Consider the following 14,455-nt stretch of genomic DNA (forward strand, 5'->3'; position numbering starts at 1 on the left):
CGAAGAACCGGGGGCTTCCCGGCGAGCCGAACCCGGACCGCTCCTAGGGCAGGAGCGGTCCCGGTGGCGGAACCGACGCAACAGGCCAGAGCCCGTCGGCGAGCTGAGGGTGCGCGGAGAAGCGGAACTCGCCCCGGCGGCGGCCGGGTACGCGGCGAGGGCCGGAGTCGTGGCTCCGGCCCTCGGTAGGTCGTCGTGTCGGTCGGTGTCCCGCGTCGGCTACGCCCAGAGCTGGCCCTGGAGCGTGTCGATGGCCTCCTCCGTGGTGGCCGCCGTGTAGACGCCCGTCGAGAGGTACTTCCAGCCGCCGTCGGCGACGACGAAGACGATGTCGGCGGGCTCCCCCGCCTTGACGGCCTTCCTGCCCACGCCGATCGCGGCGTGCAGCGCCGCGCCCGTGGAGACGCCGGCGAAGATGCCCTCCTGCTGGAGCAGCTCGCGGGTGCGGGTGACCGCGTCCGCCGAGCCGACCGAGAAGCGGGTGGTGAGCACGGACGCGTCGTACAGCTCGGGGACGAAGCCCTCGTCGAGGTTGCGCAGGCCGTAGACCAGGTCGTCGTAGCGCGGTTCCGCCGCGACGATCTGGACGTCCGGCTTGTGCTCGCGCAGGAAGCGGCCGACGCCCATGAGGGTGCCGGTGGTGCCGAGGCCCGCCACGAAGTGGGTGACGGAGGGCAGGTCGGCGAGGATCTCGGGGCCCGTCGTCGCGTAGTGGGCGCCCGCGTTGTCCGGGTTGCCGTACTGGTAGAGCATCACCCAGTCGGGGTGCTCGGCCGAGAGCTCCTTGGCGACGCGTACGGCGGTGTTGGAGCCGCCCGCCGCCGGGGAGGAGATGATCTCCGCGCCCCACATGCCCAGCAGGTCCCGGCGTTCCTGCGAGGTGTTCTCCGGCATCACGCAGACGATGCGGTAGCCCTTGAGCTTCGCCGCCATCGCCAGGGAGATGCCGGTGTTGCCCGAGGTCGGCTCCAGGATCGTGCAGCCGGGGGTGAGCCGGCCGTCCTTCTCCGCCTGCTCGATCATGTGCAGGGCGGGCCGGTCCTTGACCGAGCCGGTCGGGTTGCGGTCCTCCAGCTTCGCCCAGATGCGGACGTCGGCGGACGGCGACAGCCGCGGCAGGCGCACCAGGGGGGTGTTGCCGACCGCGGCCAGGGGGGAGTCGTAACGCATCGGTGATCAGACCATGCCGCCGGCGACGGCCGGCAGGATCGTGACGTTGTCGCCGTCCGACAGCTTGGTGTTGATGCCGTCGAGGAAGCGGACGTCCTCGTCGTTCAGGTAGACGTTGACGAAGCGGCGCAGGCTGTCGCCGTCCACGATGCGGGCCCGGATGCCGGCGTGCCGGGTCTCGAGGTCGGTGAAGAGCTCGGCGAGGGTGTCCCCCGTGCCTTCCACTGCCTTCTGACCGTCGGTGTAGGTACGGAGGATGGTCGGGATGCGGACCTCGATGGCCATGGCTTCAGGGCTCCTGTCGGGAGTAGTCGGTCGGGGCGCGCGGCAGCGCAGGAACAACGGGTGGTGCGTGTGTGCAGCGCCGCGGCTCACGGCCGTTCGGCGGCAGGGACGGGCGTCAACAGATGGCGCTGGCGAGCCTGCACAGGTCGACGTGCAGCCGCGCCACGAGCAGATCGCCCGGCGTCTTTTCGCTCACGTCATGGAAAACCATGGGCTCATCGTATCGATTCCCGGTCCGGGCCCTGGAATGTGATCCCACATGCCGGACGTTTTCGGGCCGGGGAGTGAGACCGCCCTGCTCAGACCGCTCTGCTCAGACGTCCTCAGTAGGCCTCGACCACCCTGACCTCCTCCTCCGTGACCTCGCCCTCGACGATACGGAAGGAGCGGAACTGGAACTCGCCGGCACCGTCGGTGTCGGCGGTGGAGACGAGGACGTAGTGCGCGCCGGGCTCGTTGGCGTAGGAGATGTCGGTGCGCGAGGGGTAGGCCTCGGTCGCGGTGTGGGAATGGTAGATCACCACCGGCTCCTCGTCGCGGTCGTCCATCTCGCGGTAGAGCTTGAGCAGGTCGCCGGAGTCGAATTCGTAGAACGTGGGCGACATGGCCGCGTTGAGCATCGGGATGAAGCGCTCGGGGCGGTCCGAGCCCGCCGGGCCGGCGACGACGCCGCACGCCTCGTCGGGGTGGTCCTTGCGCGCGTGGGCGACGATCTGGTCGACGAGGGCCTGGGTGATGGTCAGCATGCCGGCAAGGATAAGCAGAAGGGCCGTTCCGTACCGAGGAATGGTACGGAACGGCCCATATGCCGGACGCCCTGAGCGGCAGCGGCGGGGAGTGCCACGAGTGCTCCCCGCCGCTGGGCGTCCTGGGAGAGGCTGCTCGGCAGCGCCGCCAGGGGCGCGGGGCGGTGTCGATCCGCGGCTCAGCCGCGGGGCGCGGCCAGCCACGGCGATGCCGCGGGCAGCCGCCGGCCTCGCCCGGCACCCGCCTGACAGGCTCTTCCGGCGAAGCGCCTAGCCGACCTTCTCGAACTCCGCGTCGCCGCGGCGCTCGGTGATCCGCGGGTTGCGGCTCTTGAGGACCCTCCAGCCGACGCCGAGGGCGACCGCCCAGCCGGCCGCGACGTACAGGCAGACCCGCGCGTCCTTGTCGTACGCGATCATGCAGGTCACGCCGATGAGGAAGAGGAGCGCGACCCAGCTGAAGAGCGCGCCGCCGGGAGCGGGGAAGGACGAGGCGCGCAGCCGGCCCGCGTCGACCGCTGCGCGGTAGCGGATGTGGCTGACGAGGATCATCATCCAGGTCCAGATGCCGGCCGCGGTGGCGACGGAGGTGACGTAGAGGAACGCCTTCTCCGGGACGACGTAGTTCAGGACGACGCCGATGCCCATGAGCGCGACGGAGACCGTGATGCCGACGGCGGGCGTCTTGCGGGCGTTGAGCTTGCCGAACGCCTGCGGGGCCTCGCTGTTGGCGGCCAGGTCGCGCAGCATGCGGCCGGTGGAGTACATGCCCGAGTTGCAGGACGACAGGGCCGCGGTGAGCACCACGAAGTTGACGATGCCCGCGGCGAGCGGGATGCCGATCTTGCCGAAGGCGTGGACGAAGGGGCTCTCGCCGGCGGAGAACTCGGTCCACTTCACGACGGACAGGATCACCAGCAGGGCGCCGACGTAGAAGACGATGATGCGCCAGGGCAGGGTGTTGATGGCCTTGGGCAGGGTCTTCTCGGGGTTCTCGGACTCGCCCGCGGTGACGCCGACGAGCTCGACGGCGAGGTAGGCGAACATGACGCCCTGGAGCGTCATCAGGCTGGAGCCGATGCCGTTCGGGAAGAAGCCGTCGTGCGCCCAGAGGTTGGAGACGGTGGCGGTGTCACCGGCGTCGGAGAAGCCGAGGGTGAGCACGCCGAGACCGATGACGATCATGCCGATGATGGCCGTGACCTTGATCATCGAGAACCAGAACTCGACCTCGCCGAAGATCTTGACGGAGATCAGGTTGACGCCGAAGAGCACCACCAGGAAGACCAGGGCGCTGACCCATTGCGGGATCTCGGGGAACCAGAAGTGGATGTAGATCGCGGCGGCGGTGAGCTCGGCCATGCCGGTCACCACCCACATGAGCCAGTAGGTCCAGCCCGTGACGAACCCGAAGAACGGGCCGAGGAACTCGCGGGCGTACTCGGCGAAGGAGCCGGAGACGGGCCGGTAGAGGAGCAGCTCGCCCAGGGCCCGCATGATGAAGAAGATCACGACGCCGGCGAGGGCGTACATGAGGATGATGCTGGGGCCGGCCTTGGCGATGTTCGCACCGGCGCCCATGAACAGGCCGACGCCGATGGCGCCGCCGATCGCGATCATCTGGACCTGGCGGCTGCCGAGTCCGCGCTCGTACCCCTCTTCGGAGACGTTTTCCGATTCGACCTGCGCAGAGGTCATGTGTGGTGCGCCTTTCTCCATGCCGATCCGGGCCCTCGTCGGCCTCGGATCGGGTTTCGATCCCCCCGGAATGATGGAGCTGAGCGGGCCCGGAAGCCCGCTCGTGCCTGGCCGGCGGTTGCCGGCTCGGTGGCGCACCCGGCGGAACATTCGGGTGGTGTTCTGCCGGGCGGTCGTGAAGATTTATCACGGCCGCAACACTGATCACAGGGGTGGGATGTGGCGCACCGCACAGGAAGAAGCGGACAAAACGCTTTCGAGGGGGCCATAGGACGCGGGTGCGGTGACGCGATCGTTATCCGGATTTGAGTGTCCTCTGAGCGAACACCGATCGGTCACCCAGCGGTCACAAAACCTGCACTGATCAGGCCATAAGGGTTCCGACCAGCGTCTCCTGGAGTCCACCCAGCCAGAGGTAGGCCATCACCATCGGCTTGCGGGGGTCGTCGTCCGGGAGGCGGTAGAGGAAGTCGGTGTCCTCGTCCTCGGTGATCTCCAGCCGCGAGCCGATCGCGAGCCGCAGGTCGTTCAGCGCGCCGAGCCACTGCTGCGACTCCGACGGCGACAGCTTCAGCACCGCGCCGCCCTCGCCGGCCGCGGCCGAGGAGAGCGCGTCGAGGGAGCGGATCACCGCGAGGGCGCTGTCCCGCTTGCCGGCCCGCAGGTCGTTCTCGGTGTACCGCCGGAACTCCGCGGAGTGCGCCCGCTGCTCCTCGGCGTCCCGGGGCGAGGCGGGCTCCTCGGGGTCGCTGTAGGCGTCCGGGAAGAGCCGGCGCAGCACCGGGTCGGTGGGCGGCTCGCTCGGGCCCTGTGCGAACAGCTCGGCGAGCGGGTCGTCGGGGGTGTCCTCGGCGGGGCCGGGGCCGATGAGCTCCAGGAGCTGGACGGCCAGCGACCGGATGATGGAGATCTCGACGTCGTCGAGGGCGACGGCCGCGCCGCCGCCGGGGAGCGGTTCGAAGGTTCCGGGCATGAACGCCTTTTCGCTGCTGGGCGGGGAGCTGGCTACTTGCGGTCCTGCTGGAGGGTGGCCCACAGGCCGTAGCCGTGCATGGCCTGCACGTCGCGTTCCATCTCCTCGCGGCTGCCGCTGGAGACGACCGCCCGGCCCTTGTGGTGGACGTCGAGCATGAGCTTGGTGGCCTTGTCCTTGGAGTAGCCGAAGTACGACTGGAAGACGTACGTCACATAGCTCATGAGGTTGACCGGGTCGTTGTGGACGATGGTGACCCACGGCACGTCCGGCTCGGGTACGGCGAAGACCTCCTCCGCCGACTCGGTGCGTTCGATCTCCAGGGGCGCGGGTGACGTCACACTGACCATGCTGCCACCCGAGGGGGGTAGTCGCACAAACGGGCCTGGCCGCAAGGCGATCGCGTCACCCGGGACTGCAATCGTCAGATTGACGAAATGGGGGTACGCTCCTCACCATGAACACAGCGGACCTTGGGCTGCCGGAAGAAGAAGGGCGCGAAGCGCTTCCTCGGGAGGGTGGTGGTGGGCGACGGGTGGGCGTTCCCTCGACGGCGCTCTTCACGGACCAGTACGAGCTGACGATGCTGCGGGCCGCCCTGGCGGGGGGCACGGCCGAGCGGCGGAGCGTCTTCGAGGTCTTCACCCGGCGGCTGCCGAACGGGCGCCGCTACGGCGTCGTGGCCGGCACCGGACGGGTGCTGGACGCGGTGGAGAACTTCCGCTTCGACCCGGCCGTGCTGAGCTTCCTGCGCGAGCGGGAGATCGTCGACGAGCAGACCCTGGAGTGGCTGGCGGGCTACCGGTTCCGCGGCGACATCTGGGGCTACCCCGAGGGCGAGGTGTACTTCCCGGGCTCGCCGATCATGCGGGTGGAGGGCTCCTTCGCCGAGTGCGTGCTGCTGGAGACCGTGATCCTGTCGATCCTCAACCACGACTCGGCGATCGCCTCGGCCGCCTCGCGCATGTCGGCGGCCGCCGGTGACCGGCCGCTGATCGAGATGGGCGCCCGGCGCACACACGAGCTGGCGGCGGTGGCGGCCTCCCGGGCCGCGTACGTCGGCGGTTTCGCGACCACCTCCGACCTCGCGGCGGGCTTCCGCTACGGCATCCCGACCGTCGGCACCTCCGCGCACGCCTTCACCCTGCTGCACGACAGCGAGCGGGACGCCTTCCAGGCCCAGGTGACCACGCTGGGCCGGGGCACCACCCTGCTGGTGGACACCTACGACGTCGCCGAGGCGGTCCGCGCGGCCGTCGAGATCGCCGGGACCGATCTGGGCGCGGTGCGGATCGACTCCGGCGACCTGCTGCTGGTGGCGCACCGGGTACGCCAGCAGCTCGACGAGCTGGGCGCGACCGAGACGAAGATCGTCGTGACCTCGGACCTGGACGAGTACGCGATCGCCTCGCTGGCGGCGGCACCGGTGGACGCGTACGGCGTCGGTACGCAGCTGGTGACCGGCTCCGGCCACCCGACCTCCTCGATGGTCTACAAGCTGGTCGCGCGGGCCGAGTCCGCCGACCCGAAGGCGCCACTGCTGCCGGTGGCGAAGAAGACCACCGGGGGCAAGACGTCGATCGGCGGACGCAAGTGGGCCGCGCGGCGGCTGGACTCCCACGGGGTCGCCGAGGCCGAAGTGCTCGGCACCGGGCCGGTGCCGGCCGCGCTCGCGGACCGGCAGCTGCTGGTGGAGCTGGTCAAGGGGGGCGAGGTGGTGGCGCGTGAGCCCCTGGACGCGGCGCGCGAACGGCACATGAAGGCGCGCGCGGGTCTCCCGATGTCGGCCACACAGCTCTCACGCGGGGAGCCCGTCCTTCCCACGGAGTACCTGCACGACAGCTCGGGTAGCTAGGGGGTGTTCGAACGTGCAGTGCGGTGCCCGGGGGTGTGCCGTGATGCGCCGACCGACCCGCGCCCCCTCCCGTCCGCTCCCCCTTGTCAATAGGCTCGGTGGTTCACCGGCCGGGCTTGCCGACCTCATAGCCGAAGGACACCGACCATGCGCCGCGCCTTGATCGTCGTCGATGTGCAGAACGACTTCTGCGAGGGGGGCAGCCTCGCGGTGTCCGGCGGTGCCGATGTGGCCGCCGCCGTCACGGAGCTGATCGGGCAGGCGGCCGGGTCCGGCTACCAGCACGTCGTAGCCACTCGCGACCACCACATCGCCCCCGGCGGCCACTTCTCCACCAACCCGGACTACGCCCGCTCCTGGCCCGCGCACTGCGTGGCCGGCACCGAGGGCGTCGGCTTCCACCCGAACTTCGCCCCCGCCGTCGCCTCCGGCTCGATCGACGCGGTGTTCGACAAGGGGGCGTACGCGGCGGCGTACAGCGGTTTCGAGGGCGCGGACGAGAACGGCACGCCGCTGGCCGACTGGCTGCGCTCCCGCGACGTCACCGAGGTCGACGTGGTCGGCATCGCCACGGACCACTGCGTACGCGCCACGGCGCTGGACGCCGCCCGGGAGGGCTTCCGTACGCAGGTCCTGCTGGACCTGACGGCCGGGGTGGCTCAGGAGAGCACCGAGCGGGCCCTGGAGGAGCTGCGCGGGGCGGGCGTGGAGCTGTCGGGCAAGCCGGTCGTGCAGTAGCCGCGCGGCTCCCGGCGGGCACCGCGGGTCAGGTCTGGGCCGTCGGGCGCCTGAGGAGGGCCCGGATCGGGCGCCACAGCTCCTGGACCAGGTCCGGGCTGGACGCGACACCGTTGTCGGGGGCCGTGCGCCATATCAGGCCGTCGGGGTGGTGCAGGACCGCGGTGATCTCGTCGGGGGTCGGCGGGGCGGCGTTGCCGCGCAGGTAGACCGACCGCAGACCGAGGTTGCGGAGCCTGGTCAGGGCCCGGGCGCGGTTCACGGAGTGGACGAGGACGCGGACGGCGCCGGGGCCGTCGACGGCGGGGCTGGGCAGGTTCAGTGCCACCACCACCGTGCCGTTCGGCAGCTTGCAGAAGCCTCCTGCGGCCATGCGCTCATCCCCCCGTGTCGGTCGGTGTCAATAAGAGAGCCACAGGACGCACCTAAACACGGATCGGCGGTGACCCGCCAGTGGGTCACCGCCGATGATGTTCTGACCTGCAAGGATGCGGATTACCTACCCGCGGCGCCGACCTCCAGCTCGATCGTCGAGCCGTCCTTGGCTTCCTTGAGGATCTTGATCTTCGTGTTGGTGTCAGTGATCTTGACACCCGCGGTCGGGTTCGACTCGTCGTAGTAGTCGTTCTTCCGGTCGTTGAAGACCGAGACGCCCTTCGAGCCCGGGATGTACTTCGCCACGTCCGCCTTGTGCAGCGTCATGCCGTCGGTGCGGTAGAGGCTGAACGGCGAGTCGTAGGCCTGGATGCGGTTGCGCATCAGGGTGCCGTCGGCCCACTTCAGCGCGTCCGGGTGCGAGTCGATCGGCAGGACCAGACCGGTGCCCTTGTGCCGACTGGTGTTGTTGTCGACCTGGGAGGTGTCCCACTTCCAGATCAACAGGCCGTTCTGGTACGCGTAGTGCTCCACCCAGTCCGGGCGCGCCGTGAAGCCGAAGTTGTACGGGCCGGTCTTCAGCGTCTTGTCGTAGGACACGTACTGCCGGTTCTCGGCGATGTAGTACTGCGCGTAGTCCTTGGTGAAGGACGCGCCGATGCGGGAGAAGCCGGTGGCCTTCCACGCGTCGTCCGCGGTCTCGGCGTTGTCGGAGAAGACGGGGGCGCCGTCGGCCGTCACCGTGATCGCGTCGGCCGCGAAGCCCTTCAGGGCCACGCCGCCGTCGGTCTGGTAGCGGAAGCGCAGGTCGATCTTCTTGCCGGCGTAGGCGTCGAGCGGGAAGGCGAGCTTCTTGTAGCCGTCGACCGTGCCGGTCAGGACCGGCTTGTCGCTGGCGTCGCGCTGGATCGGCTGGCCGTCCACCGTGCCGTCCACAGCGGTCCAGTTGGCGCCGCCGTCGGTCGAGACCTCGGTGTAGAGGAAGTCGTAGTTGGCCTCGATGTCGTACCAGCCGTCGAGGGTCAGCTGCGCCTTCGACTTGCCCGTCAGGTCGACGACACGCGTCAGGGTGTTCTTGAGGCTGTCACCGCTGCCGCTCCACCACTGGGTCTTGCCCTCGGCGGGGGTGACGACCTCGGTGGTGACCGCCTTCTTGGGGAGGTCGACGACCAGGGCCTGCTTGTGCTTGGTGTTGTACTCGGCGAGGCCCAGCTTGTGCCAGGAGCTGACGCCGGCCTTGGCCTTGTCGAAGTTCAGCCAGCCCAGCTGCATCTTGTCCCAGGCGGTCATGTCGCCGGGCAGGTCGCCGATCTCGTTCTTGCCGGTGCCGAGCCAGGAACCGGACGACATCAGCGTCCAGAAGCCGGTGGAGTTCTCGCCGCCCGCGGTGTCGTAGTGGTCCGGCAGACCGAGGTCGTGGCCGTACTCGTGGGCGTAGACGCCGAGTCCGCCGTTCTCGGGCTGGACGGTGTAGTCGCCGACCCAGATGCCGGTGGAGCCGATCTGCGCGCCGCCGAGCTTGTTCTGCTCGGGGCCGCTGGCGCCGGCGTCGGTGCCGAAGGCGTACCAGCGGTGGGCCCAGATCGCGTCGGTGCCCTGGGCGCCGCCGCCCGCGGACTCGTCCTCGCCGGCGTGCACGATCTGGAAGTGGTCGATGTAGCCGTCGGGCTCGTTGAAGTCGCCGTCGCCGTCGAAGTCGTAGCGGTCCCACTCGTCGAACCGGGCCACGTCGGCCTTGATCTGCGCGTCGGTGCGGCCGGCCGCCTTCTGCTGCGCGACCCAGGCGTTCAGACCGTCGCTGACGACGTTCCACACGCTGGAACAGTTGGTGTCACCGCAGGCGTTGTTGCCGTAACGGGCCTCGTTGTAGGGGACCTTGACCCAGTCGGAGACCTCGCCGTCGACCGAGTAGCGGCCCGAGGACTGCTTCTCGTAGTACGTCTTGACCGAGTCGACGCCCTTGCCGTGACCGAAGTACAGGTCCTGGAAGTACTCCTGGTCGTAGTCGGCCCTCCACGCCGTGGAGTTGTCCTTCTTGCGGTCCGGCTTGGCTATGGTGTTGTGCAGCGGGCCGGGGGTGCCGCCGTAGCGGCTGTCGACCTTGTCGCCGAACTCGACGAGGATCGTGAAGATCTTGTCGGTCTTCTCGCGGCCGAGCTCGACGTACTTGTCGTCGCCCTTCTTGCTCTTGAGCTGGACGACCTTCGAGCCCTCGCGGTTCTTGACCTTGCTCTTGCCCGATATGACCTGCTTCAGGGCTTCCTGGCGCTGAGCGTCCTGCGTCTTGCTCAGCGGGCCTTCGAGGTCGTGCTCGTCGTGGTGACGATCCGCCGGGTCATGCCGGTCCACGGTGGTGGACCGGGGGGCCGAGGCGTCGTCGGCCACCGCGTACGTCGATGCGGTGGCGGTGGCCGCCGCGAGCGCCACGCTTATGGCGGCCGCTCTGAACGTCCAGGGTCTACTGGTCACTTGAGATCCTCCCCCGCGTTCGGGCGCGCGGCAGGCAGGGTCCCGGTCATGGAAATCCGCGCGCGCGTGATCAACGCGTGTAGTCAAGTGACCACATTTGACTAGAGGTTTAGAAGAAAAGACAGACCTTGACTTGGACAAGTCAAGTGCACTATGCGGAGGCAACGTTCGTTTTGCGGACAGCGAAACGGTGGCCCCCCTGGCCCTCCCCGCCGCCCGCGCGGGCGCGTGCATATGTCCACTAGGTGGACGTCATGACTCCGTGCGCCCCCTGTGCACCGCCCTTGTTGGTTAGGTCACGCTTACCACCGGTTCCGGTCGGGCACCCTGCCGGTGAGAATGTCGGATGGCGGAACGCCCGGAAGCCGGCGTAAAGCCAGGCCGACACCGCCGTGGACCCCCACCTTCGAGGACATGATGGCCATGCCCCGTCCGACTGCCGCACAGCTCGCCTACGGTTCGTGCACCGTGATCTTCTCGACCCTCGCCATGCTGCTGCTGTCTCAGACGAGTTCGGGTCCGGGGATCGTGGTCATCTGCGTCGCGGCGCTCGCCCTCGGACTGCTGGTCGCCATGACGGTGCCGCTGCCCGGGAAGCGCCCGGCCGCGGTGGAGCAGCCCGCGCCCCAGGAGCCGCTGCGGGCCTCGGTCCCGGCGCCGGCCCCCGAGCCGGTACGCGAACGGGCGGCCTCCTGACCGCCCGTCGGCCTCCAGTCGTTCTGCGGCGCCTCACTTCGTGCTGACCACGACCGTTTTGGCCGCCTTGTCGTGCAGGCCCTGCTTGTAGGGCCGGTCGAAGTAGCTCCAGCCGCCGCAGATCGCGGTCCAGACACAGGCGCAGCAGAAGGCGAACGGGATCCACAGCACCGCGGCGCGCGCCAGCGCGTTCTGCACGGAGGGTGTCGCCCCGTTGTCCAGGTTGGCCACCCGCATGCGCAGCAGCTTCTTGCCGAGGGTCTGGCCGGTGCGCGCGATCAGGACGGTGTCGTAGGCGATGTAGAGGACGGCGGCGACCGCCGACTGCCAGAACGACTTGCTGATCTCGATGCGGTCGCTGTCCACGTCGTACTCGTTGACACCGAAGCCCCAGGTGATCAGCCAGACGACGGCACCCACCAGGATCATGTCGATGATGCGCGCGAGCGTGCGCATGACGCTGTCGCCGAGCGGGGGCATGCCGGCGAGGGGGTCGGCGGGGTGGGGACCGCCGCCGTACGGGGCACCGCCGTAGGGACCGCCTCCGAAGCCCTCGCCCGGACCGCCCGGGCCGCCGGGACCACCCGCGCCGCCGCCCCCGTACGGCGGGGGCTCGCTGCCGGAGGGCGGGCCCGTGCCCTCGGCGGGCGGCTCGTCCGGGGGTCGCTTCCGGAACGGGTCGTCGTCGGGGGGCTGCTGACCGGAGCCGGGGGGCGGTTCACTGCTCATGGCCCGAGTCGACCGCGAACCCCCCGGCTCCGCATCCGGCGGACAGCCGTCCGAGGGAGCTGAGTCCGCTCAGCGGGCGCAGCCCGCTCGCTCAGTCCTCTTAGTCCGCTCAGCCCGCCACGAAGGTGTGGGCCGCCTTGTCGTGCCAGCACTGGCGCCACGGCCGGTCGAAGAGGCACCAGGCGACGCCGACGATCCCGACCACGAGGAGACCGGGCACGCTGTACACGAGCCAGCGGCGCAGGGCCGCGCCGAACTCCGGTGAGTCGTGGGCCTCGATGTCCCGCACTTCCAGGCCCATCAGCTTCTTGCCGAGGGTGCGGCCCCACTTGGCGGTGGGCAGCACCTCGCACACGACCCCGGCGAGCAGCAGGACGGCCAGGATGATGCCGAGGTGGATCGAGGTCGTACCGTCGAGCAGCCAGACCGTGACGGTCTCGCCGGAGAGCCTGGCCGCGTCGATCTTCTCGTTGACGTGGTCGATCGCCTTGGTGCCGAGCGGCACGGCGGCCGCGGCGGTGAGGGCGGCCAGGACGACGGTGTCCAGCAGCCGGGCGGCCAGCCGCTTGCCCAGTCCCGCGGGGCGGGCCTCGGCCTGGCGCCGGGCGGCCGCCTGGAACACGTCCTCGACCGGCGGCTTCCAGGGCGCTACGGGCTGCTCGTCACCTCCACCGGCTCCGGCGAGCCGGTGCACCTGCTGCGCCCAGGAGGACTGACCGCCGCCCGGGCCCGCGCTGAGGGGAGCGCCGGAGGAGGCGGCGGCACCCGGCTGGGCGCTGCCGGGGCCCGCGGACTGCGGAGGGACGGTGGGAGCCGCCTGGGGGCGGGACAACGCGCTCGGGGCGGCGCCGGAGGCCGGCGCGGCGGTGCTCCCGGCTCCCGCCTGTGCGGCGGAGGCCCGGGCGGCGGCCGCCTTACCCGCGCCGAAGCCGGGCCCCGCGGAGCCGCTCGCCGAACCGGCCGGCCCGGCCTGCGGGCCGAAGGCGGGTCCTGACCCGGCGGGGCCGAAGGCGGACGCCGCCGCCCCACTGCCCGAGCCGGCCGGCCCGAAGCCGGAACCGGCCGCACCGCCTTGCCCGCCGAACGGGGACGCCGCCGGGTCGCCGCCGGACCCCGCCGGTCCGAAACCGGCGCCCGCGGCCCCGGCTTGAGCACCTTGACCGCCCTGCGGGCCCTGCATGCCCTGAAGACCTTGCGCGCCCTGCACGCCTTGCCCGCCTTGCGCGCCCTGCACGCCTTGCCCGCCCTGCGCGCCGAAACCGGAGGCCGCCGGACCGCTGCCCGAGCGGCTCGAGCCCGCCGGCCCGAAGCCGGACCCGCCGGCGTTCCCGCCGGAGCCAACGGAATTGCCGCCCGGGCCCGCCGCCCCGCGGCCCGGAACGTCCTGTCCCCCGGCCGGTTTCGAACCGCCGCCGCCCGGGCCCGTGCGCGGGGACACCGCGCGGAACGTCATCGTGCCGTCGTCGGGAGCGTCGGCCGCGGCCCCTGCTCCGGCCTGCCCCGTCGGACGGCGGAACACGAACGTGCCCCCCGCCGCGGCGTTCGCCTCCTGGCCGGCCGACGCGCTGTTCGCCGTGCCGTCGGTACGGGCGGACTCACCCTCGGACCGCCGGCCGGCGGGCGCCACCCTCGGGTCGCCGCTCTGCGCACCCTGCGGGGCCGCGGCCTGCGCCCCCTGCGGCGCGCCCCAGGAGACCCGGCGGTCCTTGTCGCCGCCGAAGCCGGACTGGCGGGAGCGGTCCGCGCCCCAGGCGGAGGCCGGTTCGGGACGGCTGCCGTGCTGCGCGTCGGCGGCGGACGGCTCCTCGACGGGGTCCTCGTCGAAGAAGTGCGGGCCGGTCTCCTCGACCGATGCGGCGGCGCCGGACTGCCCCGCCGCCCCCGCTCCGGGCGGCGGCGCGAGCGACTCGCCGTCCTTGGGCGCCGGACGGCTGGTGCCCGGCACCCAGGATGCGCCGTTCCAGTACCGGACATATCCAGGAATGGACGGGTCCGGGTAGTACCCTTCGCGGGGCCTGTCGTCACCGGGGGCCGGGGTTGGGGCACTCATGTCCGTCGTCCCGTATCTGCTCGAGGGCCAAATGGGGGCCTCCACATCTATCAGACGAGCGGGGGCCCCACCGCCGCTCCCACCGGACCCACCCCTTTCGAGCACCGATGTGCTACGCACCGCTCCGCGCCGCTCCGACGGGTCCCCTGCGAAAAAACTTCCGGCAAGCCGCGTAATGCCGTGGCCGTGGCCCGCTCTCTCCTTCCGACCGGCCCTCGCGGGCAGCCGTCTGGAGAAGGGAACACCGCCATGCACACCGTGGTGGAGCGGGAACTGGAGCTGAAACTCGTCCTGTCGCCGGAGCGCAGGATCCCGGTGCCGGCCCGGCTCGGGTACCTCACCGACGACCCCTACGCCGTCCACGTCACCTTCCACGTCGACACCGAGCACCCCGTGTACTGGACGTTCGCCCGGGAGCTGCTGGTGGAGGGCGTGTTCCGGCCGTGCGGGCAGGGGGACGTCCGCGTGTGGCCGACGAAGACCGAGGGGCGCAGCGTGGTGCTGATGGCGCTGAGCTCACCCGACGGGGACGCGCTGCTGGAGGCCCCGGCGGCGGCGGTGTCGGCCTGGCTGGAGCGGACGCTGCGGGTGGTGCCGCCGGGGACGGAGGGCGAACAGCTGGGCCTCGACGGCGAACTGGCCCAGTTGTTCGCCCAGTGAGGGCCCTTGGC

At 70.8% G+C, this 14,455-nt stretch carries 15 protein-coding genes; 4 read left to right on the forward strand and 11 right to left on the reverse strand.

From position 1 onward, the window contains the following. Positions 1 to 219 precede the first annotated feature (219 nt). The 7 genes from IGS69_RS12790 to clpS all read right to left on the reverse strand — a co-directional run bounded on the left by IGS69_RS12790 (position 220) and on the right by clpS (position 5,222). Positions 220 to 1,170 (reverse strand): PLP-dependent cysteine synthase family protein, encoded by a 951-nt coding sequence (locus tag IGS69_RS12790; protein ID WP_190899283.1) that lies wholly within the window; start codon positions 1,168 to 1,170, stop codon positions 220 to 222. A gap of 6 nt (positions 1,171 to 1,176) precedes the next feature. Then, positions 1,177 to 1,455 carry a MoaD/ThiS family protein gene (locus IGS69_RS12795; protein WP_190899285.1) on the reverse strand — a complete coding sequence of 93 codons (279 nt, stop codon included), beginning with the start codon at positions 1,453 to 1,455 and terminating at the stop codon, positions 1,177 to 1,179. A 115-nt stretch (positions 1,456 to 1,570) separates the two neighbouring features. Continuing rightward, complete coding sequence (locus IGS69_RS35060) at positions 1,571 to 1,666, reverse strand: putative leader peptide (protein ID WP_311688247.1); 96 nt, start codon at positions 1,664 to 1,666, stop codon at positions 1,571 to 1,573. A 112-nt stretch (positions 1,667 to 1,778) separates the two neighbouring features. Beyond that, the gene (locus IGS69_RS12800) at positions 1,779 to 2,201 is read right to left on the reverse strand and encodes a Mov34/MPN/PAD-1 family protein (RefSeq protein WP_190899287.1); all 423 of its coding nucleotides are present in this window, start codon (positions 2,199 to 2,201) and stop codon (positions 1,779 to 1,781) included. Positions 2,202 to 2,471: 270 nt separating this feature from the next. Beyond that, complete coding sequence (locus IGS69_RS12805) at positions 2,472 to 3,899, reverse strand: amino acid permease (protein WP_190899289.1); 1,428 nt, start codon at positions 3,897 to 3,899, stop codon at positions 2,472 to 2,474. A gap of 364 nt (positions 3,900 to 4,263) precedes the next feature. Continuing rightward, positions 4,264 to 4,872 carry a DUF2017 domain-containing protein gene (locus IGS69_RS12810; protein ID WP_190899291.1) on the reverse strand — a complete coding sequence of 203 codons (609 nt, stop codon included), beginning with the start codon at positions 4,870 to 4,872 and terminating at the stop codon, positions 4,264 to 4,266. A 32-nt stretch (positions 4,873 to 4,904) separates the two neighbouring features. After that, positions 4,905 to 5,222 carry an ATP-dependent Clp protease adapter ClpS gene (gene clpS, locus IGS69_RS12815; RefSeq protein WP_190899293.1) on the reverse strand — a complete coding sequence of 106 codons (318 nt, stop codon included), beginning with the start codon at positions 5,220 to 5,222 and terminating at the stop codon, positions 4,905 to 4,907. Positions 5,223 to 5,329: 107 nt separating this feature from the next. Between clpS and IGS69_RS12820 the strand changes: the two genes are divergently transcribed. Continuing rightward, on the forward strand, positions 5,330 to 6,727 hold the full coding sequence (locus IGS69_RS12820; RefSeq protein ID WP_385864270.1) for a nicotinate phosphoribosyltransferase: 1,398 nt from the start codon (positions 5,330 to 5,332) through the stop codon (positions 6,725 to 6,727). A 147-nt stretch (positions 6,728 to 6,874) separates the two neighbouring features. Beyond that, positions 6,875 to 7,465, forward strand: a complete 591-nt coding sequence (locus IGS69_RS12825; RefSeq protein ID WP_190899297.1) for a nicotinamidase — start codon at positions 6,875 to 6,877, stop codon at positions 7,463 to 7,465. Positions 7,466 to 7,493: 28 nt separating this feature from the next. Here the strand turns inward: IGS69_RS12825 and IGS69_RS12830 are convergent, their stop codons facing one another. Continuing rightward, complete coding sequence (locus IGS69_RS12830) at positions 7,494 to 7,838, reverse strand: hypothetical protein (protein WP_184558638.1); 345 nt, start codon at positions 7,836 to 7,838, stop codon at positions 7,494 to 7,496. 122 nt (positions 7,839 to 7,960) lie between these two features. After that, on the reverse strand, positions 7,961 to 10,309 hold the full coding sequence (locus IGS69_RS12835) for an immune inhibitor A domain-containing protein (protein WP_190899308.1): 2,349 nt from the start codon (positions 10,307 to 10,309) through the stop codon (positions 7,961 to 7,963). A gap of 423 nt (positions 10,310 to 10,732) precedes the next feature. On the opposite strand from IGS69_RS12835, the gene IGS69_RS12840 reads away from it, so the two are divergent. Further along, positions 10,733 to 11,005, forward strand: a complete 273-nt coding sequence (locus IGS69_RS12840; protein WP_190899311.1) for a hypothetical protein — start codon at positions 10,733 to 10,735, stop codon at positions 11,003 to 11,005. 33 nt (positions 11,006 to 11,038) lie between these two features. On the opposite strand, the gene IGS69_RS12845 is transcribed toward IGS69_RS12840, so the two are convergent. Further along, positions 11,039 to 11,734 carry an RDD family protein gene (locus IGS69_RS12845; protein WP_190899312.1) on the reverse strand — a complete coding sequence of 232 codons (696 nt, stop codon included), beginning with the start codon at positions 11,732 to 11,734 and terminating at the stop codon, positions 11,039 to 11,041. A gap of 109 nt (positions 11,735 to 11,843) precedes the next feature. Then, on the reverse strand, positions 11,844 to 13,784 hold the full coding sequence (locus tag IGS69_RS12850) for an RDD family protein (RefSeq protein ID WP_190899314.1): 1,941 nt from the start codon (positions 13,782 to 13,784) through the stop codon (positions 11,844 to 11,846). A gap of 249 nt (positions 13,785 to 14,033) precedes the next feature. Here IGS69_RS12850 and IGS69_RS12855 point away from each other — a divergent pair, with 249 nt between their 5' ends. After that, positions 14,034 to 14,444: an SsgA family sporulation/cell division regulator gene (locus tag IGS69_RS12855; RefSeq protein ID WP_190899316.1), complete on the forward strand. Its 411-nt coding sequence runs from the start codon at positions 14,034 to 14,036 to the stop codon at positions 14,442 to 14,444. Positions 14,445 to 14,455 lie beyond the last annotated feature (11 nt).

The organism is Streptomyces tuirus, from assembly GCF_014701095.1.
Classification (GTDB): domain Bacteria; phylum Actinomycetota; class Actinomycetes; order Streptomycetales; family Streptomycetaceae; genus Streptomyces; species Streptomyces tuirus.

Excerpts from the sequence above, each read along its gene's own strand:
- IGS69_RS12830 (WP_184558638.1), bottom strand. The coding sequence starts at position 7,838 with ATGGCCGCAGGAGGCTTCTGCAAGCTGCCGAACGGCACGGTGGTGGTG.
- IGS69_RS12790 (WP_190899283.1), bottom strand. The coding sequence starts at position 1,170 with ATGCGTTACGACTCCCCCCTGGCCGCGGTCGGCAACACCCCCCTGGTG.
- IGS69_RS12825 (WP_190899297.1), top strand. The coding sequence starts at position 6,875 with ATGCGCCGCGCCTTGATCGTCGTCGATGTGCAGAACGACTTCTGCGAG.
- IGS69_RS12840 (WP_190899311.1), top strand. The coding sequence starts at position 10,733 with ATGCCCCGTCCGACTGCCGCACAGCTCGCCTACGGTTCGTGCACCGTG.
- clpS (WP_190899293.1), bottom strand. The coding sequence starts at position 5,222 with ATGGTCAGTGTGACGTCACCCGCGCCCCTGGAGATCGAACGCACCGAG.
- IGS69_RS12810 (WP_190899291.1), bottom strand. The coding sequence starts at position 4,872 with ATGCCCGGAACCTTCGAACCGCTCCCCGGCGGCGGCGCGGCCGTCGCC.
- IGS69_RS12820 (WP_385864270.1), top strand. The coding sequence starts at position 5,330 with ATGAACACAGCGGACCTTGGGCTGCCGGAAGAAGAAGGGCGCGAAGCG.
- IGS69_RS12795 (WP_190899285.1), bottom strand. The coding sequence starts at position 1,455 with ATGGCCATCGAGGTCCGCATCCCGACCATCCTCCGTACCTACACCGAC.
- IGS69_RS12855 (WP_190899316.1), top strand. The coding sequence starts at position 14,034 with ATGCACACCGTGGTGGAGCGGGAACTGGAGCTGAAACTCGTCCTGTCG.
- IGS69_RS12845 (WP_190899312.1), bottom strand. The coding sequence starts at position 11,734 with ATGAGCAGTGAACCGCCCCCCGGCTCCGGTCAGCAGCCCCCCGACGAC.
- IGS69_RS12805 (WP_190899289.1), bottom strand. The coding sequence starts at position 3,899 with ATGACCTCTGCGCAGGTCGAATCGGAAAACGTCTCCGAAGAGGGGTAC.
- IGS69_RS12800 (WP_190899287.1), bottom strand. The coding sequence starts at position 2,201 with ATGCTGACCATCACCCAGGCCCTCGTCGACCAGATCGTCGCCCACGCG.
- IGS69_RS12850 (WP_190899314.1), bottom strand. The coding sequence starts at position 13,784 with ATGAGTGCCCCAACCCCGGCCCCCGGTGACGACAGGCCCCGCGAAGGG.
- IGS69_RS35060 (WP_311688247.1), bottom strand. The coding sequence starts at position 1,666 with ATGGTTTTCCATGACGTGAGCGAAAAGACGCCGGGCGATCTGCTCGTG.